Origin of the sequence: Pontivivens nitratireducens, from assembly GCF_011290545.1 — a bacterium.
GTDB classification, from domain to species: domain Bacteria; phylum Pseudomonadota; class Alphaproteobacteria; order Rhodobacterales; family Rhodobacteraceae; genus Pontivivens; species Pontivivens nitratireducens.
The window spans coordinates 1,191,823-1,213,758 of sequence record NZ_CP049811.1 but is presented as its reverse complement, the minus strand read 5'-3'; the positions used below and the strand labels follow the sequence as shown (position 1 = coordinate 1,213,758).

Annotated in this window: 22 protein-coding genes; 4 read left to right on the top strand and 18 right to left on the bottom strand. The window is 63.4% G+C overall.

Annotated elements, in window-relative coordinates; all coding sequences use genetic code 11:
* Nucleotides 1–61: 61 nt before the first annotated feature.
* The gene (locus tag G8E03_RS05945) at nt 62–1,855 is read right to left on the bottom strand and encodes an aminopeptidase P family protein (protein ID WP_166189722.1); all 1,794 of its coding nucleotides are present in this window, start codon (nt 1,853–1,855) and stop codon (nt 62–64) included.
* Between the two features lie 67 nt (nt 1,856–1,922).
* On the opposite strand from G8E03_RS05945, the gene G8E03_RS05940 reads away from it, so the two are divergent.
* On the top strand, nt 1,923–2,228 hold the full coding sequence (locus tag G8E03_RS05940) for a hypothetical protein (protein ID WP_166189720.1): 306 nt from the start codon (nt 1,923–1,925) through the stop codon (nt 2,226–2,228).
* 14 nt (nt 2,229–2,242) lie between these two features.
* Here G8E03_RS05940 and G8E03_RS05935 read toward each other — a convergent pair whose 3' ends face one another.
* Nucleotides 2,243–2,560: a DUF6476 family protein gene (locus tag G8E03_RS05935; protein WP_166189718.1), complete on the bottom strand. Its 318-nt coding sequence runs from the start codon at nt 2,558–2,560 to the stop codon at nt 2,243–2,245.
* Here G8E03_RS05935 and G8E03_RS05930 point away from each other — a divergent pair.
* From G8E03_RS05930 to G8E03_RS05920, 3 genes are all read left to right on the top strand, one after another.
* Nucleotides 2,559–3,590: an RluA family pseudouridine synthase gene (locus tag G8E03_RS05930; protein WP_166189716.1), complete on the top strand. Its 1,032-nt coding sequence runs from the start codon at nt 2,559–2,561 to the stop codon at nt 3,588–3,590. The genes G8E03_RS05935 and G8E03_RS05930 overlap by 2 nt on opposite strands.
* A 67-nt stretch (nt 3,591–3,657) precedes the next feature.
* Nucleotides 3,658–4,560, top strand: a complete 903-nt coding sequence (gene rpoH / locus G8E03_RS05925) for an RNA polymerase sigma factor RpoH (protein WP_166189713.1) — start codon at nt 3,658–3,660, stop codon at nt 4,558–4,560.
* A 46-nt stretch (nt 4,561–4,606) separates the two neighbouring features.
* The gene (locus G8E03_RS05920; RefSeq protein ID WP_166189711.1) at nt 4,607–5,305 is read left to right on the top strand and encodes an NAD(P)-dependent oxidoreductase; all 699 of its coding nucleotides are present in this window, start codon (nt 4,607–4,609) and stop codon (nt 5,303–5,305) included.
* A gap of 18 nt (nt 5,306–5,323) precedes the next feature.
* Here G8E03_RS05920 and upp read toward each other — a convergent pair whose 3' ends face one another.
* From upp to G8E03_RS05840, 16 genes are all read right to left on the bottom strand, one after another.
* Nucleotides 5,324–5,956: a uracil phosphoribosyltransferase gene (upp, locus tag G8E03_RS05915; protein WP_166189708.1), complete on the bottom strand. Its 633-nt coding sequence runs from the start codon at nt 5,954–5,956 to the stop codon at nt 5,324–5,326.
* Complete coding sequence (add, locus tag G8E03_RS05910) at nt 5,953–6,942, bottom strand: adenosine deaminase (protein ID WP_166189706.1); 990 nt, start codon at nt 6,940–6,942, stop codon at nt 5,953–5,955. Before add ends, upp begins: the two co-directional genes overlap by 4 nt.
* Entirely contained in the window at nt 6,939–8,153 is a 1,215-nt protein-coding gene (locus tag G8E03_RS05905) for a phosphopentomutase (protein WP_166189704.1), read from the bottom strand. The genes add and G8E03_RS05905 overlap by 4 nt, the downstream gene beginning before the upstream one ends.
* The gene (gene deoA / locus G8E03_RS05900; RefSeq protein ID WP_166189702.1) at nt 8,153–9,460 is read right to left on the bottom strand and encodes a thymidine phosphorylase; all 1,308 of its coding nucleotides are present in this window, start codon (nt 9,458–9,460) and stop codon (nt 8,153–8,155) included. Before deoA ends, G8E03_RS05905 begins: the two co-directional genes overlap by 1 nt.
* The gene (gene deoC, locus G8E03_RS05895; protein ID WP_166189700.1) at nt 9,460–10,224 is read right to left on the bottom strand and encodes a deoxyribose-phosphate aldolase; all 765 of its coding nucleotides are present in this window, start codon (nt 10,222–10,224) and stop codon (nt 9,460–9,462) included. The genes deoA and deoC overlap by 1 nt, the downstream gene beginning before the upstream one ends.
* The gene (locus G8E03_RS05890; RefSeq protein WP_166189698.1) at nt 10,221–11,012 is read right to left on the bottom strand and encodes a purine-nucleoside phosphorylase; all 792 of its coding nucleotides are present in this window, start codon (nt 11,010–11,012) and stop codon (nt 10,221–10,223) included. Before G8E03_RS05890 ends, deoC begins: the two co-directional genes overlap by 4 nt.
* Nucleotides 11,009–11,395 (bottom strand): cytidine deaminase, encoded by a 387-nt coding sequence (locus tag G8E03_RS05885; RefSeq protein ID WP_166189695.1) that lies wholly within the window; start codon nt 11,393–11,395, stop codon nt 11,009–11,011. Before G8E03_RS05885 ends, G8E03_RS05890 begins: the two co-directional genes overlap by 4 nt.
* Nucleotides 11,395–12,375 carry an ABC transporter permease gene (locus tag G8E03_RS05880; RefSeq protein WP_205793275.1) on the bottom strand — a complete coding sequence of 327 codons (981 nt, stop codon included), beginning with the start codon at nt 12,373–12,375 and terminating at the stop codon, nt 11,395–11,397. The genes G8E03_RS05885 and G8E03_RS05880 overlap by 1 nt, the downstream gene beginning before the upstream one ends.
* Nucleotides 12,368–13,465: an ABC transporter permease gene (locus tag G8E03_RS05875; RefSeq protein ID WP_166189692.1), complete on the bottom strand. Its 1,098-nt coding sequence runs from the start codon at nt 13,463–13,465 to the stop codon at nt 12,368–12,370. Before G8E03_RS05875 ends, G8E03_RS05880 begins: the two co-directional genes overlap by 8 nt.
* A 70-nt stretch (nt 13,466–13,535) precedes the next feature.
* Nucleotides 13,536–15,050, bottom strand: a complete 1,515-nt coding sequence (locus G8E03_RS05870; RefSeq protein WP_166189689.1) for an ABC transporter ATP-binding protein — start codon at nt 15,048–15,050, stop codon at nt 13,536–13,538.
* On the bottom strand, nt 15,047–15,472 hold the full coding sequence (locus G8E03_RS05865) for a VOC family protein (protein ID WP_166189687.1): 426 nt from the start codon (nt 15,470–15,472) through the stop codon (nt 15,047–15,049). The genes G8E03_RS05870 and G8E03_RS05865 overlap by 4 nt, the downstream gene beginning before the upstream one ends.
* Before the next feature lie 92 nt (nt 15,473–15,564).
* Nucleotides 15,565–16,551: a BMP family lipoprotein gene (locus tag G8E03_RS05860; protein WP_166189685.1), complete on the bottom strand. Its 987-nt coding sequence runs from the start codon at nt 16,549–16,551 to the stop codon at nt 15,565–15,567.
* 86 nt (nt 16,552–16,637) lie between these two features.
* Nucleotides 16,638–17,639 (bottom strand): BMP family lipoprotein, encoded by a 1,002-nt coding sequence (locus tag G8E03_RS05855; RefSeq protein ID WP_166189683.1) that lies wholly within the window; start codon nt 17,637–17,639, stop codon nt 16,638–16,640.
* 153 nt (nt 17,640–17,792) lie between these two features.
* Nucleotides 17,793–19,145, bottom strand: coding sequence for a sigma-54-dependent transcriptional regulator (locus G8E03_RS05850; protein WP_240910435.1), 1,353 nt, complete (start codon nt 19,143–19,145; stop codon nt 17,793–17,795).
* A 129-nt stretch (nt 19,146–19,274) separates the two neighbouring features.
* Nucleotides 19,275–20,009 carry a response regulator gene (locus tag G8E03_RS05845; RefSeq protein ID WP_166189678.1) on the bottom strand — a complete coding sequence of 245 codons (735 nt, stop codon included), beginning with the start codon at nt 20,007–20,009 and terminating at the stop codon, nt 19,275–19,277.
* Nucleotides 20,006–21,898 carry a propionyl-CoA synthetase gene (locus tag G8E03_RS05840; protein WP_166189676.1) on the bottom strand — a complete coding sequence of 631 codons (1,893 nt, stop codon included), beginning with the start codon at nt 21,896–21,898 and terminating at the stop codon, nt 20,006–20,008. The genes G8E03_RS05845 and G8E03_RS05840 overlap by 4 nt, the downstream gene beginning before the upstream one ends.
* Nucleotides 21,899–21,936: the final 38 nt, after the last annotated feature.

The window sequence follows — 21,936 nt, the reverse complement described above, 5'->3', positions numbered from 1 at the left end:
TCAAACGGAACGTCCTCAACCGGTCTGCCATGCAGGGCATGACAGGTCGGTGACGCGTTCTTCAATCTTTCGGTAGCGGCGCGCAGGCGGCTTTGAGCCAGTCGCGTGTCGCAGGGGGAACGAGGGCGCCAATCTGGGCGCACACTCGGTTGTGATATCGGTCGAGCCAGTCACGCTCCTCCGATGTCAGAAGGTGGGGGAGGATCAGCCTGCGGTCAATGGGTACCAGTGTCAGCGTCTCGAAGGACAGCATCGGTGCATCGCCACCGGGCACGTCCGAAGGCGGCTGGACCACCAGCAGGTTCTCGATTCGTATGCCGAACGCGCCCTCGCGGTAATAGCCCGGTTCGTTGCTGAGGATATTGCCCGGCTCGAACGGCACGGCGGACCGGCGCGACAGGCTCTGCGGGCCTTCGTGAACGCCCAGATAGGCCCCGACGCCATGCCCTGTGCCGTGGGCGTAATCCATGCCCGCTGACCACAGCGGCGCCCGCGCCAGCGCGTCGATATGCGCCCCGCCCAGCCCCGAGGGCCATCGCAGACGGCTGATCGCGATCATGCCCCGCAGAACCAGCGTAAAGGCCCGCGCCGCCTCCGGATCGACCGGCCCCACCGCCACCGTACGTGTGATATCGGTCGTGCCATCGGGATATTGTCCACCGGAATCCACCAGCATCACCTCCCCCGGAGACAGGATTCGGTCGGAGGCTTCGGTAACGCGGTAATGTACGATCGCACCGTTCGGGCCGGCACCCGATATCGTCTCGAAGCTGATGTCGCGCAACTGACCGGTGGCATTTCGGAATGATTCGAGTTCGCGCGCGATGGCGATTTCGCTCAACTTACCGCTCGGCGCGTTCTGATCCAGCCAGTGCAGGAACTGCGCCATCGCGACGGCATCGCGGACATGCGCGTTGCGTGCGCCCTCGATCTCGGCTGCGTTCTTGCGGGCCTTGGGCAGGCGCACCGGTTCGAAATCCAATGCATCCGCCACCCGGTCCGCGATCCAGACGGGTGCGGAGGACCGGTCGAGCGCGACCGTGCCCTGTAATGCGTCCAGCGTCGCGGCGAAGGCATCCATCCCATGCAGGTGCACATCCGGGCCGAGATGCGCGCGCAGGGCATCATCGGCACGCTCCGCCGCATTGAACAGATCGACGGAGCCATCGGCATACAGGATCGCAAACAGCAGCGCGACAGGAGTGCGGGCGATATCCGCCCCCCGGATATTGAGGAGCCACGCGATGCTGTCTGGCAGGCTGAGGATGGCCGCCTCGGCACCCTTCCCGCGCAAATCTTCGGCCAGGCGCGCGCGCTTGTCCACACTCGCCTCACCCGCCAGGTTCAGCGGGTGCACGACAATGGGCGCGTCGGGCGGCGGCGGCTGATCGTGCCAGACGGCATCCAGCGGGTTGGAGTCTAACGCGCGCAACTCGACACCAGACGGCAGCTTTTCGCGCAACGCCGCGATTTCCCGTGGGGTATGCAGCCACGGATCGAATCCGACGATGCCTTCGGACAGATGTTGGGCGATCCACGGGCCGACCTCCTGCCCCGTCCAGGCGACAGGCGTAAAATGGTCGAGGTCGATCTGCCCGCGCACCTGCAAGGTATACCGCCCGTCGATGAACACGCCCGCATGATCCGGCAGAACCGCGCAAAGACCGGCCGAGCCGGTGAACCCCGCCAGCCATGACAGCCGCTCATCACGGGCGGCGACGTATTCACCCTGATGCGCATCGGCACGCGGAACCAGAAACCCGTCAAGGCCGCGCCGCGACAGTTCGGCACGCAACGCGCGCAGTCGTGCGGCGCCGGTCTCGGGCGAGGTGGTCATCTCGAAGGATTGATACATTTGCGTTCCTCAGGCGGCGGCGTACTGTTCGGGCGCAGGCTGCGCGAACATTCAGGGGAAGATCAAGATGCGGAAGACATTCAAGGCAATCGGCTACATCTTCATGGCGCTTGCGCTGCTGCGGGTCTGGTTCGACTTTTCCGCCACCACCTTACAGGACCGCGAATTCAAGCTGGCCGAGACCGGTGCGGTCTGGGCCGGGTTCCACCGCGAAAGCTTGCTGGGATTGCAGCCGGGGGTCGAACGATATCTGGCGCCGTGGATCTGGGAAAGCGTCATCGCGCCCATCCTGTATACGCCGCTGGCGCCGATTCTGGTCGTGATCGGGGTGTTCTTCCTGATCGCCGGGGCCGCCGCACCGAAATTGCGCTGACCGGTTCGGGGCCGTCACTCCACCGTCACCTCAACCGTCTGGCGAATCGTGCCGTCGGGGCGCAGGATGTGAATACGCTCCACGCCGCTGTCATCGCGTGTGACGATGGCGTTCCACCCGGTGCCCATGGTGGCGGCGCGAACGCTCTCTCCTTGCGGGGCGGCGAGGTGATCGGGAAATTCGGGGGGGGCTGAAATCCGGCTCAACCGGATGACAAGCAGGACAACTACGACTATGACCCCTGCGATCAGCACGATCGTCAGGGTCGTGACCAATCGGCGCAACGCGCGCAACCGTGGCGGTTCGGGCGGAAACTCATCTGGAGATGTCATGTCGCATCCTTTCCACATTGTGGCAGGCAGTTCTGGCCGCCTTGATAAGGTGCTGGCCGACGCAGCGCCAGAGGGGGTCGGGCTGAGCCGCTCGCGCCTGCGCAATCTGGTGGAAAGCGGCGCCGTCACCGGGCCGGACGGGGTTGAGACGGACATCAAGCGCAAGGTCGCTGTCGGCGAAAGCTTCACCGTGCAACCGCCGCCGCCCGCCGATGCCGCGCCCGAACCGCAGGACATTCCCCTGGATGTCGTGTTCGAGGATGACGCCCTGATCGTGGTCAACAAACCTGCCGGCATGGTCGTGCACCCTGCCCCCGGTGCGCCCGACGGCACGCTGGTCAATGCCCTGCTGCACCATTGCGGCGACACGCTATCGGGCGTAGGCGGTGAACGACGGCCCGGCATCGTGCACCGGATCGACAAGGATACCTCCGGTTTGCTGGTGGTGGCCAAATCCGACGCGGCGCATCAGCCCCTGTCCGCCGCTTTCGCACGTCATGACATCGCCCGCCATTACACGGCCCTGTGCCACGGCGTTCCCGATCCCGCCGACCCGCGCCTGCGCGGCATTTCCGGCGTCACCTTCGAGGCGGGAGGCCTGATCCGCATCGCGACCGAGATCGACCGTCACCCTGCGGATCGCAAGAAGATGGCCGTGCGTGCAGGCGGTCGCCATGCCGTAACACGGGCGAAGATTCTGGAACGCTTCGACCTGGCCCGCCCCTTGGCGGCGCTGCTGGAATGCCGTCTGGAAACCGGGCGCACCCATCAGATCAGGGTGCACATGACCCATGCCGGGCACGCGCTGGTCGGCGATCCGGTCTATGGCGGGCATCGCACCGTGCCGCGCGGGGCGGAGATGCTCAAACGCTTCCCCCGACAGGCACTGCACGCGACCAGCCTGGGCTTTGTCCATCCGATCAGCGGTGAAAACCTGTATTTTGAGGCCCCCCTGCCCGCAGATTTCGCGCAATTGTTGCAGGAATTGCGGAACTGCACGCGAACACGTGAACAATCGCAACATTCGTGACGGATTTCTTGTCTTCATCCGTACAATCCTTAAATGACCATTGAGACCGTTACGAGGGAGACGCACCATGGCCAGCACTTACACATCACTTCCCGCCCCGTCACCCGAACAGGGGTTGAGCCGTTACATGCAGGAAATCCGCAAGTTTCCCATGCTGGAGCCGGAGCAGGAATACATGCTGGCCAAGGCATGGGTGGACCATCAGGATTCCGACAGCGCGCACCAGTTGGTGACATCGCACCTGCGCCTGGCAGCAAAGATCGCTATGGGCTATCGCGGCTACGGCCTGCCGACGGCTGAGGTGGTGTCGGAGGCGAATGTCGGCCTGATGCAAGCGGTCAAACGCTTCGATCCCGAGAAGGGCTTCCGTCTGGCCACCTATGCGATGTGGTGGATCCGCGCCAGCATTCAGGAATACATCCTGCGGTCCTGGTCGCTGGTCAAGATGGGCACGACTGCGGCGCAAAAGAAGCTGTTCTTCAACTTGCGCAAGGCCAAGAACAAGATCGGCGCGTTGGAGGATGGTGATCTGCGCCCCGACAATGTTTCGCGCATCGCCACCGATCTGGGCGTGACGGAGGAAGAAGTCACCTCGATGAACCGGCGGCTGTCGGGCGGTGACGCCTCATTGAACGCACCGCTGAAATCCGATGGCGAGGGCGCGTCCGAATGGCAGGATTGGCTGACCGACGACGATGCCGATCAGGCCGAGGCCTATGCCGAGCAGGACGAGCTGGACAATCGCCGCTCCATGATGATGGAAGCGATGCAGGAGCTTAACGAGCGTGAGCGCCATATCCTGACTGAGCGCAAGCTGAAGGATGAGCCGCAAACGCTCGAAGATCTCAGTCAAGTCTACAATGTCAGTCGGGAACGCATCCGTCAGATTGAGGTCCGTGCCTTCGAGAAGCTGCAAAAGCGGATGCGCGAACTTGCCGCGGAGCAAAACATGATTCCTGCCCTGAACTGAACCGCAGTCGGTATACTTGTCCTGCATGACATTGCGGGAGGGCTTCATGACGAAACGCATCCTATTGCTCGGCGCGACCGGGGGCACCGGAGCGCTGGTAATGCAAGCCGCGCTCGATGCCGGGCTGGCGGTCACAGCCGCCGCCCGCGATCCCGGGGATATCGAGGCAACCGACGAACAGGTTCGCCCGGTGAAGGTAAACGTGTTGTCTGGCGAAGGACTGGACGAGGCTTTGCAGGATGTCGATGCCGTCATATCGGCATTGGGCGTGGCGAATGACCCGAAAACGCTGCTCAACCCGCCGCCGCTCTACACGGATGGGCACGAAAACGTCATCGAAGCGATGCAACGCGCGGGCGTCGACAGACTGATATGCATTTCAGCGCTGTGGTCGCGCAGCAATGATTTCGGGCCGTTGTGGTTCCGCACCGGCCCCGTCATGGCGCTGACTCGTGTTTATTCGCAGATGCGCAGCATGGAGCGGATGTTGAGCGGATATCCCAGCTTGCAGTACACCGCCGTTCGGGCCGGATACCTTCAGGATGATGTGATCGCGTCGCCCCCGCCCCAAGCCTACGCAGATCGACCGCCCGAGGGGCATTGGCTGACCCGCCGTGCTGATCTGGCAGCGTTCATGGTGCAATGCGCTGTGCAGGACGACTGGTTGCGCGCCACGCCCTGCTATGTGCAGAGCGCAGATGGGCACGTTCTCAACCGAAAACTGCCCAATCTGCGCACCTATTAAACGGACCGCCCGGACAGATCACTTCGTCCCGAACATGCGGTCGCCCGCATCGCCGAGGCCGGGCAGGATGTACCCCTTCTCATTCAGGCGCTCATCCAGCGCGGCCGTGATGATCGGCACGTCGGGATGGCGATCCTTCATCAGGGCCACACCCTCAGGCGAGGCGAGCAAGCACAGGAAGCGAATATCGGTGGCGCCCGACTGTTTGAGCAGATCAATCGCGGCAGCCGAGGAGTTGCCCGTTGCCAGCATCGGATCGACCGCGATCACCACACGGCTGTTCAGCTCCGCCGGCACCTTGTAGTAATACTGCACCGGCTTGAGGGTTTCCTCATCCCGGTACAGACCGACGAATCCGACACGGGCGGACGGAATCAGGTCCATCACCCCATCCAGCAGCCCGTTGCCCGCCCGCAGGATCGAGATCAAGGCCAGCTTCTTACCCTTGAGCGTCGGGGCGTCCATCTCGACCAGCGGCGTGTCGATATTGGTGGTGGTCATCGGCAGGTCGCGCGTCACCTCATAGGCCAGCAGGTGGCTGATCTCTCGCAACAACTGCCGGAACACGGCGGTGGAGGTCGATTTCTCCCGCATCAGCGTAAGCTTGTGCTGCACCAGGGGGTGATTCACGACGGTCAGGTGGTCGCTCATGCGGCAAGCTCCTCGAAATGTTTCATCAGGCGCGCGCGGGTCGCCTCGTCACAGAATGCCGCGCTGAGTGCGACGCGGTTGATGGCATCGAATTCCAGCTTCGTCCAGCCGAAGACCCGCGCAAGTTCGCTGTATTCGTCCCGCATCGTGGTGCCGAAATACGGCGGATCATCGGTGGAGACTGTGACGGCCACACCAGCCCGCAGCAAACGGTCGATGGGATGATCGTCCAGCGTCGGATACACGTCCAGCCGCAGGTTCGAGCCGGGGTTGACCTCCAGCACGATCCCCTCCGCCGCCAGCCGGTCGATCAGGGCGGCATCCTCGATGGCGCGCACGCCATGGCCGATACGGCTGGGTTTGAGGTAGTCGAGACTGTCGAGGATGCTTTGCGGGCCCTCAACCTCACCAGCATGGGTGGTGATGCCCAGCCCGGCCTGCCGCGCGATGTCGAAGGCAGGTACAAAATCCGCGGGGCAGAACATGCTCTCATTCCCGCCCATGCCCCAACCGGTCAGGCGGGGTGTCAGGTGGGCCACCGTCACCTCTGCCGTCTGGCGGGCGATTTCGGGGCCGAGGTGACGCACAGCGGTGGAAATGAAGCGACATTCGACCTGCGGCACATCGTCGGCGCCAGCCTCCATCCCGGCGAGGTATTGCGGCCAATCGGTCATCGACGTTCCTGTGATCGCAGGGGCCACAAACAGTTCGGTATAGATGACGCCCTGATCGCGGGACTGTTCCAGCACCGCACGCACCAGACGGCGATAGTCATCTGGCGTCTGCAAAATGGAACTGACGGCCTCGTAAGCGGCCAAAAAGGCTGGAAAATCAGTGTAGATATAGGTGTCGCCGTCGATAACGGCACTGAGGTCCAGCCCCTTCTCCGCCGCGAGGGCCGACATGAAGGCGGGCGGGGCCGCTCCCTCCAGATGCAGGTGCAACTCGACCTTGGGCAGGTCGGCCACGTCTATTCCGGTACTCATAACAGTGATTTTCCATGTTTTCCGGGGGCGACTTCCAGATGCGCGGCAATGGTTTCGCCCACATCTGCGAAGCCGTGCAGGCCAAGTTCGCGCGCGGGGCCCAGACCGGCCATCAGCACGGGCACCCGTTCGCGGGTGTGGTCAGTGCCGCGCCATGTCGGATCGTTTCCGTGGTCCGCCGTGAAGATCACCAGATCATCCGGGCGCATCCGGGCGAGGATCTGCGGAACGCGGGTGTCGAACACCTCCAACGCGCGGGCATAGCCGGACACGTCGCGGCGGTGGCCATACTTGCTGTCGAACTCGACATAATTGGCAAAGACGAACGCCCCGTCCGGCGCCTCGTCCAGCAGGCGCAGGGTGTGGTCCACGAGGGCCATGTCGTCCTTGCCCTTGTGCAACTCATCGATCCCGCGATGGGCGAAGATGTCTCCGATCTTACCCACGGCGATGGTCCTGCCGCCAGCGGCCTGCACCCGGTCCAGGATAGTAGGTTCGGGCGGCGCGATGGCGTAGTCGCGGCGGTTCGCGGTTCGCTGCCAATGGCCCGGTGTGCCGACGAAGGGGCGGGCGATGACGCGACCGACCAGCATCGGATGCACCAGTTCGGCGGCGACCTCGCACAGCTTGAGCAAACGCTCCAACCCGAAATGTTCCTCATGCGCCGCGATCTGGAACACGCTGTCGGCGGAGGTGTAGCAAATCGGCTTGCCGGTGCGGATATGCTCCTCGGCCAACTCCTCGATGATCGGTACGCCCGAGGCGTGCTTGTTGCCAAGGATGCCGGGAATGTCACCGCGCGCCACCAGCTCCGCGATCAGGTCATCGGGGAAGGTCGGGATGGTTTCCGGGAAATAATGCCAGTCCCACGGCACGGGCACCCCCGCCAGCTCCCAATGCCCGGACGGCGTGTCCTTGCCCTGCGAAACCTCCGTCGCGGCACTCCATGCGGCGGTCGGGGTCGCGCTCAGGCCCGGCACGTCGAGGCCGGAGGAGAGCCGCGTGGCCGCCCCCAGTCCCAGCGCGTCCAGATTAGGCACGGTAAGCGGGCCGGTGCGCCCCTCCTCCGCGCGCCCGGCGGCGCATTCCTCGGCAATGTGACCCAGGGTGTTGGACCCCTCGTCACCGTTCGGACCATCGCCAAACTGCGCGGCGTCAGGGGCACCGCCCACGCCAACACTGTCAAGCACGAGGAGAAACGCGCGCGCCATCAGCCGATCCGCCCTTTTTCCAGTTGCAACTGATGCGGGGCCTCGTCGCTGATGCGATAGGCGGCGCGCAGGCGGGCCTCCGCCCGGTCGGCGGCGGCCTCGTCGCTGGCATGGATGCGGGCGATCGGCTGCTCGTCATCCACCCGCAGGCCCCGCCCTGCCAGCATGTCCAGACCGACGGAATAGTCGATGGGATCGGCGGCGCGCACCCGGCCACCGCCAAGCTCGACCACCGTCAGCCCCACGCCGCGTGTGTTGATCTTGGCCACGAAACCAGGGCGCTCCGCGATCACCTCACGCACGACATTGGCGCGGGGCAAGTGATCCTCGTAGCGGTCCATGAAATCGGCGGGTCCGCCGAGTTCTGTGACCATCCGGGCGAACCGCTCGGCGGCCTGACCGGAGTCGAAGGCATCGCGCATCCGCGCCTCACCGTCCGCGGCGTCGCCGGCGATCCCCGCCAGCACCAGTGCCTGACCGCCAAGGGCGACGGTCACGTCCCAAAGGCGGCTGTCGATCTCCTCCATCTTCAGGAACCGCACGGCGTTGATGACTTCGAGAGCGTTGCCCGCAGCCGAGGCCAGCGGTTCGTTCATGTCGGTCACAATGGCGGAGGTCTTGCACCCCGCGCCGTTCGCCACCTCAACCAGCGACCGCGCCAGCGCATCGGCATCCTCGGCCGTGGCCATAAAGGCACCGGTGCCGACCTTCACGTCCAGCACCAGCGCGTCGAGGCCAGCCGCCAGCTTCTTGGACAGGATGGATGCGGTGATCAGGTCGATACTCTCTACCGTGCCCGTCACATCGCGGATACCGTAGAGCCGCTTGTCCGCCGGGGCGATATCGGGGGTCTGGCCGATGATGGCGCAGCCGACCTTGCCCGTGACGCGGTACAACTCCTCGATATCGGGCTGAGTGCGGTAGCCGGGGATCGCGTCGAATTTGTCGAGCGTGCCGCCGGTATGGCCCAGACCGCGCCCCGAAATCATCGGCACATAGGCCCCGCAGGCCGCCAGCGCCGGCGCCAGCATCAACGAAACGTTATCACCGACGCCCCCCGTCGAATGCTTGTCGATCACAGGACCGTCGAGATCCCATTTCAGAACGGTGCCGCTGTCGCGCATCGCCTGGGTCAGGGCGACACGTTCGTCCATCACCATGCCGTTGAGCAGGATCGCCATGGCCATGGCACCGACCTGCCCCTCGGTAATGCTCTCATCGTGCAGACCCTCGATAAAGAAGCGGATCTCCGCCTCCGTCAGGCGGTCGCCGTCGCGTTTCTTGCCGATGACTTCCTGTGGCAGCATCAGTAACCCTCCCCTTCGGTCGGTTCCCCGTCATCATCGAGCGTTGCCAGCAGGGCCGTCAGCACACCCGACGCGCCGATGCGGAACGTCATGGGCGTGACCCAGCCGTCGCCCATGATTTCCTCGCACAATGCAATATAGGCTGCCGCGTCATTGGTGGATTTCACACCGCCCGCAGGCTTGAACCCGACCGGCTCGCCGCTGTCGCGGATCGCCTCCAACATCAGACGGGCGGAACTCAGCGTGGCGTTGACGGGAACCTTGCCGGTCGATGTCTTGATGAAATGGGCGCCGCCTTCGATGGCCAGCCTCGCGGCCCGGCTGATCAGGTCCGGCTCCCTGAGCATTCCTGTCTCCAGAATCGCCTTGACCAGCGCCCCGTCGGCGGACCGGCGCACCCGTCCGACAATCGCGGAGACGTCCTGATCGTGCCCTTCGATCAGCTTGGGCCAGGGGATCACCATGTCAATCTCATCCGCGCCATCGGCGATGGCCTGTTCGGTCAGGGCCATCACGTCGTCAGCATCGTCCATGCCGCCCGGAAAGTTCACGACGGTGGCGATGCGGATCGGACTGTTGTCGCCCAGATGCGTTCGCGCCGCCGCGACGAAACGAGGCCAGATGCAGATGGCCGCCGTCGGCCCGTGCGGGGTTTGCGCCCGCTTGCACAGGGCGATGACGTCCTCCTCGGTGCAATCGTCGTCGAGGTTGGTCAGGTCGAGGCAGGACACTGCCTTGAGGGCGACAGCTTTCAGATCGCTCATGCGAAGCTCCGAATATAGGCGCGGACCAGCTGGATGAAGGCACCGCGTGCCTTGGCGGATTCCTCCAGCGTTTCCGCGTGGGAATTGTTGGTGGTGGTCATTCCGGCCCCGAAATTCGTGATGCACGAGATCGCGGCGACCTTCAGCCCGATCCGCCGGGCCAGGATGGTTTCGGGCACGGTGGACATGCCGACGGCATCGGCCCCCATCGTGCGGATCATGCGAATCTCGGCCGGGGTTTCAAAGGACGGGCCCGAAAACCAGGCATAAACGCCCTGATGCAAGGTGATCCCCTCAGCCTGGGCGGCATCGCGCAGGCGGGCCAGCAGATCGGGCGCATAGGCGTCCACCATGCCGACGAACCGTTCGTCGCCACCATCGCCGATCAGCGGATTCAGGCCGGAATAGTTGATGTGATCGTTCAGCGCCATCAGGCTGCCCGGCGGCATTCCCTCACGCGTGGACCCGGCGGAGTTCGTCAGCAGAACCGATTGCGCGCCCAGCGCGGCCAGCAGTTCCAGCGCCGGGCGCATCGCCGCCGCGTGACCCTGCTCATAGTAATGAACCCGGCCCGAGAGGATTGCGCAGCGCACCCCTTCCAGATTGCCGACGACCAGCGCCCCGGCATGGCCCGAGACACCCGATTGCGGCATCCCCTCAATCTGATCGAAGGGGATCGAGGTCGCATCCTCCATTTCCCCGGCCATCTGGCCAAGGCCGGAGCCGAGGATCATGCCCAGCGCGATGGGGGCATCGCCGATGCGCGCGCGAATGTCGTCCAGCATCATTTCATATGCTCCACCGTGAAGGTGCCGGGCAGCAGGTCACCGACCTTCATTCGGGCGGTCTCCCCCTCCAACCCGGCAAGGATGACCTGCGCGTCCGCGCCCGCGAACTCGACCAGTTTCTGACGACACCCGCCGCAGGGCGTGATGGGAACGGGGCTGTCCGCGATGACCAGAACCTCGATGATCTGACGTTCGCCCGCCGCGCACATGGCGGCGATGGCACCGGCCTCGGCGCAGGTGCCCTCAGGATAGGCGACGTTTTCGACGTTGCATCCAACATAGATGCCCGACGGCGTGCGCAGGGCGGCCCCGACCTTGAAGTCGGAATAGGCGGCGTAGGCGTTTTCACGGGCAGCCCTTGCCGCCTCGAACAGATCGGACATCAGCGTTCCTTCACATAGGGCACGCCGCCCGCCTTGGGCGCGCGCGCCTGCCCGATGAAGCCTGCGAGCAGGATCACGACGAGCAGATAGGGCATGGCCTGTACCAACTGCACAGGAATTTCAAAGCCGAGGACCTCCGTCCCTTGCAGGCGGCTTTCGGAGGCATTGAGAAATGCGAACAGCAGACATGCGAACATCGCCTGCACCGGACGCCACTTGGCAAAGATCAGGGCGGCAAGGGCGATGAAGCCGCGCCCCGCGCTCATGTTATTGATGTAGCCGGAATTGAGCGCCATGGACAACGTCGCCCCGGACAAACCACATAGAACGCCAGCGCATATCACCGCACGGTAGCGCAGACCGGTGACGGAGATGCCCGCCGTATCGACCGCCGCCGGGTTTTCACCGACCGCCCGCAACCGCATGCCAAAGCGGGTGCGGTACAGCACCCACCAGGTGAACGGCACAGCGGCAAAGGCGATGTAGACGAAGATGGATTGATCGAAGGCGATATCCTCCACCGCCTGACCGTAGCGTCCCATCCCCTCCAACATCGGGGTGAACCAGCTGTCCCCCCCGTTCAGACGTGCGCTGGCCGGCAATTGCGGCGTGCGCCCCCCCATGGAGAAGATCGCGTTGCCAGCCACAGCCGCCAATCCCAGCGCCAGAAAGTTGATCGCCACGCCCGACACGATCTGATTGCCCCGAAACGTGATGCAGGCCACCCCATGGATCAGCGCGAACAGGGTCGAGGCCGCGATGGCCGCAAGAACGGCGATGAGCGCGCTGCCGGTCAGGATTCCCACCGTCGCCCCGGCGAAGGCCGCGATCAGGATCTTGCCCTCCAGCCCGATGTCGAACACGCCGGAACGCTCCGAATACAGCCCCGCCAGACAGGCCAGCAGCAGCGGCGTGGCCCCGCGCAAGGTGCCGTCGGACAGGGCGACGACGGTACTCAGATCGGGAATGAAATCACCCATTTTCCTGCTCCCTCATCGAAAAGGCGCGGGCAACCCACGGCCTGAACATGAACTCCATCGCACCCGCAAACAGAATTACCAGACCCTGGATCACCACGACCATGTCGCGCGTGATCGAAGGCATCTCGAACGCCAGTTCCGCACCGCCCTGATATAGCGTGCCGAACAACAGCGCCGCGAAGACGATCCACAGCGGATGCGAGCGGCCCATCAGCGCCACCGCGATCCCGACGAATCCCGCCTGTTGCGGAATATCCAGAAAGATGCGCGTCTGATCCCCCATCACCGGGTTCAGACCCATCAGGCCCGCCAGCCCCCCCGAAATCGCCATGGTCAGAACCACGACCCGGGTGGTGGAAATCCCTGCATAGCGCGCGGCCGAGGGGCTGGCACCGTAGACCCTCACCTCGTAGCCGAACTTCGTCCGCCAAATCAGGATGTAGACGAAGACACATGCGATCAGCGCAATCACGAAGCTGAGATTGGCAGGGCTGGTGGATATTCCGGGCATCACCCCTTCGAGCCATGTCAGCTTCGGCATCCATGCAGATTGCTCAAACGTGCGCGACTGGACGGAGGCATTGCCGGGCATCTTGAGATATTCGTTGATGAGGTAATTCATCAGCGAAAAGCTGATGAAATTGAACATGATGGTGGTGATCACGACATGGGCGCCGCGCTTGGCGTACAGAATGCCCGGAATGGCCCCCCAGATTGCGCCGAAGCTGGCCCCCAGCAGGATCGCCACCGGCAGGATGCCCCACCACGGCAGATATTGATCCAGCATCAGACAGGCGAGGCCGACACCCAGACCGCCCAGATAGGCCTGCCCCTCCCCCCCGATGTTGAACTGGCTTGCATGGAACGCAACGGCGACCGCCAGACCCGTGAAGATGAAGTTCGTGGTATAAAACAGCGTGTAGCCGACACCGTTTCCGTATCCGAACGCGCCATAGAGGATGTGCCTCACGGCCTCCAGCGGGTTTTCCCCGATGGCCAGCACCACGATGCCGGCGACCAGAAACGCGGTCAGCAGATTTAGCAGCGGCAACAGCCCGAAATCCACCCAGCCGGGAAGGTCCTTGTTCATGCCGTCCGCTCCTTATGTGCGCCTTGCGCCTTGCTGGTCGTCACAATATCCCCGCCGAAGATCCCGCCCGTCATGCCGCATCCTCCGCCCGGACGCCGGACATCAGCAAGCCTATTTCACGCTCGCTGGCCTCGGGTCCGACCTCGCCCATGATCTCCCCCGCGAACATGACGAGGATGCGGTCCGACAAGGCGCGGATTTCGTCCAGTTCCACGCTGACCAGCAGGATCGCCTTGCCCGCGTCGCGCAGTTCGATCAGGCGGCGGTGGATGGATTCGATGGCGCCGACATCGACGCCGCGGGTCGGTTGACCGATCAGCAGGACATCGGGGTCCTGCTCGATCTCACGCGCCAGAACGATCTTTTGCTGGTTGCCGCCGGAAAAGTTCGCGGCCTTCAGGCTGGGATCAGGCGGGCGCACGTCGAACCGTTCCATCTGCGCCTTGGACGCCTCAAGCACTGCCTTACGATCCAGGAACATGCCGGAGCCGAATTCGGCATCGCGCTGATAGCCCAGAATGGTGTTTTCCCGTGCCGTGAACTTGGTAACTAGGCCCATGCGGTGGCGATCCTCTGGCACGTGGCCCAGACCATGACGGGGGCGCCAGCCTGTCGGCTCACCTGAAATGTCGAACAGCTCTACCTCACCACTGGCGATGGGACCGATGCCCGCGATCGCCTCCAGCAGTTCCGACTGGCCGTTGCCTGAGACCCCGGCGATGCCGACGATCTCTCCCGCGCGCACCTGAAAGCTGGCCTCCTTGACCCGGCGCACACCGATATCGTCCACCACCTCCAGATTGCGGACCTCCAGCTTGACCTTGCCGGGGGTGGCGGCGCCTTTGTCCACCTGCAACAGCACGCGGCGGCCGACCATCAGCTCGGCCAACTCCTCCACGCTGGTATCCGCAGTGTGACGGGTCGCGACCATCTGCCCCTGACGCATTACGGACACGTCATCGGTGATCGCCATGATTTCCCGCAATTTGTGCGTGATCAGCAGAACCGTCTTACCCTGCGTGCGAAGTTGCCCGAGGATGCGGAACAGGTGGTCCGCCTCATCCGGTGTCAGCACGCCCGTAGGCTCATCCAGAATCAGGATCTCCGCCCCGCGGTACAGCGCCTTGAGGATTTCGACACGTTGTTGAAGCCCGACCGGCAGATCACCGACGATGGCATCAGGATCGACGTTGAGCTCGTATTCCTTCTCCAGCCGCTGCAATTCCTGACGCGCCTCGGCGCGCCCCTTGTTCAGCAGGGCACCGCCCTCCGCACCCAGCATGACATTTTCCAGAACGGTGAACGGTTCGACCAGCATGAAGTGCTGGTGCACCATGCCGATGCCCAGCCCGATGGCGGCATCCGAATCCCTGATCGTGACCTGCGTGCCATCCACCGCGATGGTGCCCCGGTCCGCCTGATAGAACCCGTAGAGGATCGACATCAGCGTGGACTTTCCCGCACCGTTCTCACCGATAATGCCGTGAATGGTTCCCTTTTCGACCGTCAGATCAATATCGCGATTGGCATGGACGGAGCCGAAACTCTTGGAAATGCCCTGAAGCTGGATGGCGGGGGCGGTCATGGGTGAGGCTCCTTCAGCTTGGCGACGAGTTCGACGGTATTGCCTTCGGGGTCCGCCGTGAAGACCCCGCGCCAGCCGATCCAGTCGAAATGCTCGATACGGTAGGGTTGGCCGCAACGTTCGAACCAGTCAATGGCACGATCCTGATCAGGCGGCGTCAAACCCAGCGCGATGTGGTGCAGGGTCGAGGTCGCGCCGGCAAGCGCCTGATCGCCACCGAATAGCGCCAGCACCTGCGTGTGACCCGCCACACCCGCGCCCAGACGATAGAAGATCAGATCGGCGTGGCGCTGCGTCAGAACCTCCAGCCCCAGCACATCGCCATAGAAGGCGCACATCGCACCCATGTCACGACATCTGATGGCAATTTCGCCCAATCCACCGATCTGGAAGGGGGGACGTTCAGGTCTGATTTCGCTCATCCACCATTTTTTGACCATGCGGTCCAATGTGGCAAGCACTAATCAGCAGGACCGGTCCTGTGCGATCCGACCGGTGACTCAAGGGAAATTCTCTAGAACGGGCAGTCGCCGTCAACGTAGGTATCGTGAACGACGATTTCCCCTGCGGCGATGGACCGGGCCGCCTCATCAGCCGCTGCCTTCATGGCCGGGGATACCAGCGCGGCGTTGTTGTTATCCATCGCGATGGACAGGCCGCCCTCCGCCACGCCCAGCGATACCACCCCGGCGCTCCATGTCTTTTCGTCGAATGCCTCCTGAACGGCGACGTCTACACGTTTCAGCATCGAGGTCAGCACTTGCCCCGGATGCAGGCCGTTCTGATTGGAATCGGTTCCGATGCCCAGAATGCCCGCGTCCGCTGCCGCCTGCAGCACACCGATCCCGGTGCCGCCGGCGGCCTGCATGATCACATCCGCACCTTCGGAGATCTGGCCGCGCGTGATTTCGGCACCGCGCACGGGGTCCGACCAGGCGGCGGGCGACGCGCCGGTCATCGTGGCGATGACCTTGATATCCGCGTTCTGCGAGGCAGCCCCCTGACGGTAACCGCATTCGAACCGACGGATCAGCGGAATGTCCATGCCCCCGACGAAGCCGATAACGCCGCTTTCGCTGGCCATCGCCGCCATGACGCCGGTGATATAGCTGCCTTCATGTTCCCGAAACACGATGGACATGACGTTCGGGGCCTCCACCACCATATCCACTATGGCGAAGCGGGTCTGCGGAAACTCCGCCGCGACCTTGGCCAGCGCGTCGGCATGCAGGAACCCGATGGCGACCACCGGATCGTAGCCACGCCGGGCGAAGGACCGCAGCGCCTGTTCGGATTGGGCGATACCGTCGATTTCAAATTCGCCGTAACTCTCGCCCGTTTCCATCGCCCACTGTTCCGCACCGCGCCACGCACCTTCGTTGAAGGAAGCGTCGAACTTGCCACCGACGGAATAGACGATGCCCGGCTCAGCCATCGCGGGGCCGCACATGCCAATCATCAGGCCGAGCATCAAACCTAGGGCAGTACGGGCAGAGAACATGGGACGCTCCAATGCGTGACAGTTGCAGAATGATAAGGGGGCAAGTCCGTCGGACCTGCCCCCAGATTTCAGACGATCCGCAAGGATCAGTAAGGGCAGGCACTGTCCGAGGTGTAGTCGTGCACCTCCACTTCGCCATCGATGATTTGCTGACGCGCCAGATCGACCGCTTCGAGGATTTCAGGCGTCATCAACTCTTCGTTGTGCTCGTCCAAGGCAAGGCCAACGCCCTCCTCAGCCAGACCGTTCACGTCGAAGCCATAAGTGAACTCCCCGTTCATGGAATCCTCGAACGTGTCGTAGACAGCATTGTCCACACGCTTGAGCATCGAGGTCAGGACCGAACCGGGATGCATGGCGTTCTGGTTGGAATCGACGCCGATCCCCAACAGGCCCTCATCCGCCGCCGCCTGAAGAACGCCGATGCCGGTGCCGCCAGCCGCATGGTAGACCACATCGACGCCGCGCGCGAACTGCGAACGGGCAAGCTCATCACCGCGGGTAGGGTTGTTCCACGCGGACCCGTCCGTGCCGGTCATGTTGCCGATGAACTCGATATCCGGGTTCACGGAGCGTGCGCCGCCAAGGAAGCCGCACTCGAACTTGCGGATCAGCGGGATGTCCATGCCGCCGACGAAGCCGACCGCCTGCGAGTCCGAAGCCATGGCCGCCGCGACACCGGCGAGATACGACCCCTCCTGCTCCTTGAAGACGATGGAGCGGACGTTGGGCTGTTCGACGACCATGTCGACGATGGCGAAATCGGTGTCGGGGAACTCAGCCGCGACCTTGTCCACGGCCGCGCCGTGCGAGAAGCCGATGGCGATGATCGGATTGTGGCCCTGCTGGGCGAAGCGGCGCAGGGCCTGTTCACGCTGGGCGTCGTTCTGGATCTCGAAATCGCGATACTCGATTCCGGTCTCCTCCATGAAACGTTCTGCCCCGATATAGGCGGCCTGATTGAACGACTGGTCGAACTTGCCACCCATGTCATAGACCACGGCAGGCATGATTTCCGCGTGGCTCTCGGCATATGCGCTGGTCGCGACCAGCGATGCGACGACGGCACCGATCAGGGTCTTTTTCATGTGAAACCTCTACTGTTGAATGGCGATGCTTTCCCCGCATCGCCTGAATTGCGTGTTCGGTCAGACCGAAACGTGGCGTAGTGCACCGTATTCGTGACCAGCTTTCAAGGGCAAATGAGGTGCCCTAAGGTCAGCAAAAAGTGCGCGGCGGCATCATTCAGCGGCATCGCGCGACTTACGCTCCCATGTCTCCCGCTTGCGGTAGAGGGTCGACGGGCTGATTTCCAGCATCCGCGCCGCACGTGGAATCGAGCCGTCGCAGGCGGATATCGTCGCCTGGATGAAAGTGCGTTCCAGATCGGCGAGCCGACGCCCGACCAGGGCGTTCAACGCCGCATCCTCCGACATGATCGCATCCGCACCCGCCGCCGGACCGGACTGCGCCCGCCGCACCAGATCGGCCGGAAGCATTTCTCGCAGGACCAGCGGCCCGTCGTGCAGGACGACGACGTTGCGCAACACATTCAGCAATTGGCGCACGTTTCCGCGCCACTCGAGCGTGCGGAACAACTCCTGCACGTTCTCCGCCAATCCACGGAACTGCTTGCCTTCCTCGTGTGCGAACCGGGCCAGCGCATCCTGCGCGATCATGTTCACGTCATCGCCGCGTTCACGCAGGGGCGGCAGGTGCAGCGGCACCACATGCAGACGATAGAACAGATCCTCGCGGAAACGCCCCTCCTGCACCTCGCGCTGCGGATCGCGGTTGGTGGCGCACAGAATTCGCACATCCACGCTGCGCGCGCGCGTCGCGCCCACCGGCTGCACTGTCGAGCTTTGAATGAATCGCAGCAGCTTGGTTTGCAGATTCAGGTCCATCTCGCAGATTTCGTCCAGAAACAGGGTTCCGCCGTCGGCAGCCATCGCCGCGCCCTGCTTGTCCGAGATCGCGCCGGTGAAGGACCCCTTGAGGTGGCCGAACACCTCCGATTCCAGAAGGTTCGTCGGGATCGCGCCACAGTTGAGCGGGATGAAGGGACCGTCCGCCCGTTTCGACATGGCATGAATGGCGTGGGCGCAAACCTCCTTGCCGGTGCCACTTTCCCCGGTGATGAACACCGTAGCGGTGGAGCGGCCTATGACGCGGACGGTCTGGTAGATATCGCGCATCTGTCGACTCTGCCCAATGAACCCTTCGAGCGGCGGCAACGAATCGCTCGCGGTGGCAAGGTCCGCCGCCTCGGGTGTGTCGCCGCGTGTGGCGTTCGCGACCGCGTTGCGCAGGCGACCTTCGTCGAATGGTTTCACCAGAAAATCGACAGCACCCATTCGCATGGCATCGACCGCAATCTTGACCGATCCGTTCGAGGTAATGACGATCACCCGTGTTTCAGGTGCCCGCTTCTTGATCCAGACCAGCACATCCTGACCGTTGCCGTCCGGCAGAATCATGTCGAGCAACACGATCCTGTGTCTGGCCGGATCGAAGGCCCGTCGCGCATCGCGGGCGGTAAAAACGCAATCCACCTTGTGCCCCGCTTGCTTCAACACGGCCTCGTACACCATCGAAAGGGATGGAGTGTCTTCAACTAGGAGGAGAGAACTTGTCATATTGTTACAATATGACGATCTGAAACCCAGCGCCAGTCCTGGGGCCATTCCCGGGTGAACGTGGCCTGTGACTTTCAGAAAGGATCAACGCTCAGCCATTTCGCGCAACAGTGCGTCGATTTCCACCCGCAGTTGCGGCACGGTGCTGCGCAGGGCGATAATGTCTTCGCCATGCGCGGCGGAGTTCAGTTGCCCCGCCAGCACGGCCAGACGCGATGCCCCGACCGATCCGGCCACCCCCGTCAGGATATGCGTCTGGGTGCGCACATCCTTCAACGATTTGCTGCGCACGGCATGCACCAGCGCGGCATTGCACTTCTCAAGATCCGCACCGAGTTGATCGACCAGCGTTCCGACCATATCCTCCCCCAACGCCCGGGCCAGCATGTCAAAGATCGTCAGGTCGAGCACGGGCACATCCAGCGCATCGCGCAATCCGTTGTGGATCTCCAGAATACGCTGGCCCAGACGTTCGATCGAACGCAGCGGCTTGCCGATCGTTCCCTTCGCGCCCAGTTCCAGCACACGGTTGAGATAGTCCTGATCCACATGCGCCGTCAGGCAGATCACCGTCGGAGGGGTGCTGTCCCGCCCGATCTCACGCAGAACGTCCAGCCCCGACATCTCGGGCATTTCGATATCCAGAAGGACAATTTCGGGGCGGTCGCGGCGTATCCGCTCCACAGCCGTGATGCCGTTGCGGGCGGTCGTCACCGCCGCCCCCAACTTCGTCAGCATCTGCGTGACCACATCCAGATTGTTCGCATCATCCTCGGCCACGAGGATTGAGCGGCCATCGAGGAGTGACGGAACACTCATTTTTTCGCTGCATCCGCATATCCGATACGGCTCAGCGCCTCGGAAATTTCGGTGAGGATGGCGGGATCGTCGATGGTTGCGGGCACCTTATACTCCGCCCCGTCCGCGATCTTGACCATGATCGCGCGCAAGATCTTGCCGGATCTGGTTTTCGGCAACCTCTCCACCACGACCGCGGATTTGAAGGCGGCGACGGGGCCCAGCACCTGACGGACCTGCGCGACACATTCCGCCACGATCTCCGCCTCGGGGCGGTCCACGCCGCGGTTGAGGCAGAGGAATCCCACCGGCAACTGGCCCTTCAGGTCATCCGACACGCCGATCACCGCGCATTCGGCCACGTCGGGATGCTCAGCGAGGATCTCCTCCATCGCGCCGGTGGACAGGCGGTGTCCGGCCACGTTGATGACATCGTCGGTCCGCGCCATGATGTAGAGGTATCCGTCCTCGTCGATCAGGCCAGCATCGCCCGTCTCATAATAACCGGGAAATGTGGTGAGATAGCTTTTCTTGTACCGGTCGTCCGCGTTCCACAGCGTCGGCAGCGTCCCGGGCGGCAGGGGCAGCTTGATCGCGACCGCGCCCAACTCTCCTGTCGGCATCTCGGTTCCGTCGGGCGCCAGAATGTGAATCTCGTAGCCCGGCACCGCGACGGAGGGGGAGCCCACCTTGACCGGCAAAGCCTCCAGCCCCATCGGGTTCGCGGCGATGGCCCAGCCGGTTTCGGTCTGCCACCAATGGTCGATCACCGGCACGCCCAGCACATCGGCCGCCCAGTGGACCGTATCGGGATCGGCCCGTTCGCCTGCGAAATAAAGCGTCTTGAAATCGCTCAGATCGTAGCGCGCGACATGCTCGCCCTTGGGGTCCTCACGCTTGATCGCACGAAACGCCGTCGGCGCGGTGAAGAAGCTTTTGACCTTGTGATCGGCAATCACCCGCCAGAACGTGCCCGCATCCGGCGTGCCGACCGGTTTGCCCTCGAACACCACGGTCGTGCAGCCTGCCAGCAGCGGGCCATAGCAGATGTAGGAATGCCCCACGACCCAGCCCACATCAGAGGCCGCCCAGAATACATCACCGATGCCCACATCGTAGATGTTGCCCATCGACCAGTTCAGCGCGACCATGTGACCGGCCGTCGGACGGACCACGCCCTTGGGCTGACCTGTCGTGCCCGATGTATACAGGATATAGGCCGGGTCCGAGCCTGCCACGGGAACACAATCCGCAGGTGCGGCCCGCGACATTTCATCGAGCATATCGAAATCGCGACCCGATATAAGGTCAGCCCGCGCCTGTTCGCGTTGCATGATCAGACAGAACTCGGGCTTTTCCTCGGCCATTTCGATCGCCGCATCCAGCAGGGGTTTGTATTCCACCACGCGGTTCGGCTCGATCCCGCAGGATCCGGCAATCACGGCCTTGGGCGTACAGTCGTTCAGGCGCACCGCCAGTTCCGGGGCGGCGAACCCGCCGAAGACGACCGAATGCACCGCGCCAATCCGCGTGCAGGCCAGCATGGCGACCAATGCCTCGGGCACCATCGGCATATAGATCACGACCCTGTCACCCTTGAGCACGCCGCGTTCATGCAGCACACCGGCAAGGCGCGAAACCTGATCTTGCAACTGGGCATAGGTGAGGCGGCTGACGCTATTGGTGACGGGGCTGTCATGGATGATCGCGACCTGATCGCCGCGTCCGGCCTCCACATGGCGATCCACGCAATTGTAGCAGGTGTTGCCGATGGCATCGGCGTACCAGCAATTCGTGGCCTCGTCATAACCGGCAGTGGGCGGCGAATCCCAGTCGATGCTTTTCGCCTGCTCCAACCAGAATGCTTCGGGGTCGGCCTTCGCGGCGGCGTAAGTTTTATGATAAGACATTCGGTTCCTCTCCCGTTCCCGCTTTGCGACGGATGTTG

Coding starts and splice junctions, on each gene's coding strand:
- deoC (WP_166189700.1), bottom strand. CDS start 10,224: ATGAGCGATCTGAAAGCTGTCGCCCTCAAGGCAGTGTCCTGCCTCGAC.
- add (WP_166189706.1), bottom strand. CDS start 6,942: ATGAGTACCGGAATAGACGTGGCCGACCTGCCCAAGGTCGAGTTGCAC.
- G8E03_RS05840 (WP_166189676.1), bottom strand. CDS start 21,898: ATGTCTTATCATAAAACTTACGCCGCCGCGAAGGCCGACCCCGAAGCA.
- G8E03_RS05845 (WP_166189678.1), bottom strand. CDS start 20,009: ATGAGTGTTCCGTCACTCCTCGATGGCCGCTCAATCCTCGTGGCCGAG.
- G8E03_RS05865 (WP_166189687.1), bottom strand. CDS start 15,472: ATGAGCGAAATCAGACCTGAACGTCCCCCCTTCCAGATCGGTGGATTG.
- G8E03_RS05860 (WP_166189685.1), bottom strand. CDS start 16,551: ATGTTCTCTGCCCGTACTGCCCTAGGTTTGATGCTCGGCCTGATGATT.
- G8E03_RS05920 (WP_166189711.1), top strand. CDS start 4,607: ATGACGAAACGCATCCTATTGCTCGGCGCGACCGGGGGCACCGGAGCG.
- G8E03_RS05855 (WP_166189683.1), bottom strand. CDS start 17,639: ATGAAAAAGACCCTGATCGGTGCCGTCGTCGCATCGCTGGTCGCGACC.
- G8E03_RS05870 (WP_166189689.1), bottom strand. CDS start 15,050: ATGACCGCCCCCGCCATCCAGCTTCAGGGCATTTCCAAGAGTTTCGGC.
- deoA (WP_166189702.1), bottom strand. CDS start 9,460: ATGCTGCCACAGGAAGTCATCGGCAAGAAACGCGACGGCGACCGCCTG.
- G8E03_RS05850 (WP_240910435.1), bottom strand. CDS start 19,145: ATGGTGTACGAGGCCGTGTTGAAGCAAGCGGGGCACAAGGTGGATTGC.
- G8E03_RS05940 (WP_166189720.1), top strand. CDS start 1,923: ATGCGGAAGACATTCAAGGCAATCGGCTACATCTTCATGGCGCTTGCG.
- upp (WP_166189708.1), bottom strand. CDS start 5,956: ATGAGCGACCACCTGACCGTCGTGAATCACCCCCTGGTGCAGCACAAG.
- G8E03_RS05905 (WP_166189704.1), bottom strand. CDS start 8,153: ATGGCGCGCGCGTTTCTCCTCGTGCTTGACAGTGTTGGCGTGGGCGGT.
- G8E03_RS05930 (WP_166189716.1), top strand. CDS start 2,559: ATGTCGCATCCTTTCCACATTGTGGCAGGCAGTTCTGGCCGCCTTGAT.
- rpoH (WP_166189713.1), top strand. CDS start 3,658: ATGGCCAGCACTTACACATCACTTCCCGCCCCGTCACCCGAACAGGGG.
- G8E03_RS05945 (WP_166189722.1), bottom strand. CDS start 1,855: ATGTATCAATCCTTCGAGATGACCACCTCGCCCGAGACCGGCGCCGCA.
- G8E03_RS05875 (WP_166189692.1), bottom strand. CDS start 13,465: ATGAACAAGGACCTTCCCGGCTGGGTGGATTTCGGGCTGTTGCCGCTG.
- G8E03_RS05890 (WP_166189698.1), bottom strand. CDS start 11,012: ATGATGCTGGACGACATTCGCGCGCGCATCGGCGATGCCCCCATCGCG.
- G8E03_RS05935 (WP_166189718.1), bottom strand. CDS start 2,560: ATGACATCTCCAGATGAGTTTCCGCCCGAACCGCCACGGTTGCGCGCG.
- G8E03_RS05880 (WP_205793275.1), bottom strand. CDS start 12,375: ATGGGTGATTTCATTCCCGATCTGAGTACCGTCGTCGCCCTGTCCGAC.
- G8E03_RS05885 (WP_166189695.1), bottom strand. CDS start 11,395: ATGTCCGATCTGTTCGAGGCGGCAAGGGCTGCCCGTGAAAACGCCTAC.